Source organism: Roseiarcus sp., from assembly GCF_052145395.1.
GTDB lineage: Bacteria > Pseudomonadota > Alphaproteobacteria > Rhizobiales > Beijerinckiaceae > Roseiarcus.
Window position 1 is genome coordinate 1 of the sequence record NZ_JBKQOT010000508.1, and the last position, 3,147, is coordinate 3,147.

At 62.9% G+C, this 3,147-nt stretch carries 3 protein-coding genes and 1 pseudogene; 2 read left to right on the forward strand and 2 right to left on the reverse strand.

What is annotated here, in order from left to right; translation table 11 throughout:
* Positions 1-259: cytochrome b/b6 domain-containing protein (locus ACLP25_RS17420; protein ID WP_442470436.1), on the forward strand; the 259-nt coding region annotated here is incomplete at its 5' end.
* A pseudogene (locus ACLP25_RS17425) lies at positions 259-1,023 on the forward strand (molybdopterin-binding protein). The gene ACLP25_RS17420 and the pseudogene ACLP25_RS17425, both read left to right, overlap by 1 nt.
* Before the next feature lie 414 nt (positions 1,024-1,437).
* Here the strand turns inward: ACLP25_RS17425 and ACLP25_RS17430 are convergent.
* On the reverse strand, positions 1,438-1,767 hold the full coding sequence (locus ACLP25_RS17430; RefSeq protein ID WP_442470437.1) for a hypothetical protein: 330 nt from the start codon (positions 1,765-1,767) through the stop codon (positions 1,438-1,440).
* Between the two features lie 258 nt (positions 1,768-2,025).
* Positions 2,026-3,147: vanadium-dependent haloperoxidase (locus ACLP25_RS17435; RefSeq protein ID WP_442470438.1), on the reverse strand; the 1,122-nt coding region annotated here is incomplete at its 5' end.

Below are 3,147 nucleotides of genomic sequence, written 5' to 3' on the forward strand. Positions count from 1 at the left end.
TGTGGGCGTCGTCTTCGTCCTCATTCCTCTCCTGATTCTGACTGGGCTGACCATGTCGCCGGCGATGGATGCGGCGTGGCCGTGGCTCATCGACGTCTTCGGAGGTCGTCCGTCCGCGCGGTCGATCCACTTTATCTGCGCGATGCTCATCGTGCTCTTCATCTTCGTGCACGTGTTGATGGTCGCGCTCGTCGGGCCGATAAACGAGATCCGGTCAATGATTACGGGCCGCTACCACCTGCCGGCGGAGCCGGACTGATGGCCCACCTCATCACACGGCGCAAACTCATCGCGAGCATCGCCGCCGGCGGCTCTTCGATAGCGCTCTCTGCCTGCACCGGGCCGACCTACAACACGACATTCCAGGACACCGTGCTGTCGGCAGGCGACTGGCTCGCCTATCGTGTTCAACGGCTCACAGGCGCGAACGCGCTCGCGCCTGAATTCTTCGAGAGCGAAATGTCTCCTGTGTTCCGCACTAATGGGAACACCGATCCCGGTACGCCGGAGTACCAGAAGTTCGCGGGCGGCCGGTTCACGGATTGACGGCTCCGGATCGACGGGCTTGTTGTTTCGCCGACCTCGTATTCGTTGGCTGAGCTGCAGGCAATGCCGTCGCGCACCCAGATTACACGGCACGACTGTGTCGAAGGCTGGAGCGCGATCGGTAAGTGGACGGGCGTCCAGCTCAGTCACCTCCTCAAGCAGGTCGGCCTGCAGCCGAACGCCCGCTTCGTCGTGTTCCATTGCGCGGACCAGTTCGACGGGACGCCTTACTACGAAAGCATTGACCTTGTGGATGCGTTCCACCCGCAGACCCTGTTGGCCTACGCGATGAACGGGCAGCCCCTCTCTATTGGCCACGGCGCCCCATCGCGGCTGCGCGTCGAGCGGCAGCTTGGCTACAAGCAAGCGAAGTACGTCATGCGCCTCGAGGTTGTGGCTTTGTTGGCGGGGATTGGGAGCGGGCGGGGCGGATACTGGGAAGACGAGGTCGGGTACGACTGGTACGCGGGCGTCTAAGATGAAGTGGGCAGACTACCGCCTCGTACCCATGTGCGCGGCCAAGGACTGTAATTCGGCGTCCGACGCCGATTCACACGCGACCTCCTCGCGCCCGTTTACGGCTGGTTCACAGAGGGCCTCGACACGCCGGATCTGAAAGAGGCCAGGTCGCTGCTGGAAGAACTCGCATAGGTGGGACACGCGGCGCATTCGTTTCAGAGGCCCGGTTGGGTGGGTTCGACGCGTTCGCCTCGCCGGAGAATGACCCCTATTCGCGCGCAGCGGGCGGCCGGAGCCGACGTCAAGCGGACATTGAAGATTGTGACGATGTGCTGTTGCTGGCTGGTCGCGGGGCCGACCGCGGGTCGTCGCGCCGATGCAGATCTCAGACGTTGGCCAATTTGAGATCGCCAATCCTCGAAACGATGACCTTCAGAAGCGGCGAGGTGGTCGTAGTAGCTGAGCGATAGGTCGATCGGCGGCGGCGCCCCACAAACGATCTGCTAGTAACAGTCGGAGACAATAGATCCGAGAAAGCCGCGTAATTCCACACTGATAGTCCCCCATTGGATCAAAACGTTGCGCTCTCCTCTGCCAGACCGCGTCGGGAACTTTCGATACATCGATCCGGCCGCCGCCGAGCGGAGTCGTCGCGACGACGTCGAAGGTCGGCAGCTCGATCGTCTCCGCGCGCGCGTTGGTGAGCGCCGCTGCGATGAGGGGGACGCCGAACGCGCCGCAACGCCAGGCCGCCGAACGCATACGCCTACCCTCCCCCATGTACGCGCATTCGTGATCGAAGTGTCGCGAGCCCGTTCGCCGGGAGAGACGCGCAAAATCTCGAACGCCCGCCCGCGACGAAAAGAGAATAACCTCCTTCGCCGACTGCGGCTCATGTCAATTATTCCAAAACTTACGGCCGTCAATTCCTCAATCACCCGGGAGCTTTTGCCGATCGCTTTCAGAGTGCGCCGCGAACCCCTTCCGGATTCGCGTCCCCATGGTCGTCGGACCGGTTCGCTATTGGTCGGGCTGGCCCGCCGAGCTTGGCTCGTAGTAGCGGGGCGACCCGGCCACCGCAGGCCACACGCGTGAAGCGCTGATGGCCGAGATGATGAGCCGGGCGCCGCCGCCATCGGCGTGCGCTTTAATCGACACTTTAAACGATCGGACGCCGTCGCTCGTCCACGGAATTGTCACGACGCCGTCAGAGCCGGTCACGGGAACGACTGCCTCGGTCACTGCGACAGGATCGTCTAGCGATTTTTCGCTCGGTTCGATGGCGACCGTCAGCCGGATCGGCTGATCGCCGGTCACATTGGTCTTAAGTATCAGCTCGTATGCGCCGGCGGGCATCGCATCGACAACGATGCTCCGCCAGACGCCCACTCCTCCAGGCGGCAAGTCGACTGCGAGGCCTGAGGCAGCTTCGAAATGAGCGGGGCGGTCCGACATTTCGTTGTCATGGAACCAAAAAGGCGGGTGCAGCGTCGCGAATACGGCCGTCGCAGGAGACGCGGCCCCGAGCACAAATTGCTGAGCGCGCTGCCAGGCATTCTCGCCGACCTTCCGACCAAGCTCTTGGCCACGTTCATTGTCTGCCGGCCAGTGAACCCCGCCCCAAATACGGGATATCCCGCTGGCTTCGGCGGCTGCCGCGAAGGTTGGATAAGATAGCGTCACCGGCTGCGCCAGTTCGCGCTGCTCGACGTACAGGCGCCTCACCGTCACGTGGAAATTGAAGTCCGGCTCTCCGGTCACGAGCTCCATGACGCGAGCCCAGGCCGCGGTGAACGCGCTATGACCGGAAACATAGGCGGGGAATGGCGGCGTCGGCAAATAGGGTTCCCAGTTCGCCGCGCGTACTTCCCCAAGTCCCGCGGGAACGGCGACGGCATCCTTGGCGTCGGCCGTCGCGGCCGGAGTGGAATAGGCCAATACGACGGGTAGAGAGCGCGGGCGCCATGCGCTTATCGGCGTGTCGCCAAGTGCGCGAACCGCCGTAATGGGGCGCACATAGTCGTAAGAATACTTGGCGTCCCAGGCGGCGATCGAGGCGTCAAGGATCGCGTTGCTGGCGACAAAGAACAGCTTGACGTCATCGTCGAGGCGCAGGTCATTCGTGTTGGAGACGAATTTCGT

Excerpts from the sequence above, each read along its gene's own strand:
- ACLP25_RS17430 (WP_442470437.1), bottom strand. The coding sequence starts at position 1,767 with ATGCGTTCGGCGGCCTGGCGTTGCGGCGCGTTCGGCGTCCCCCTCATC.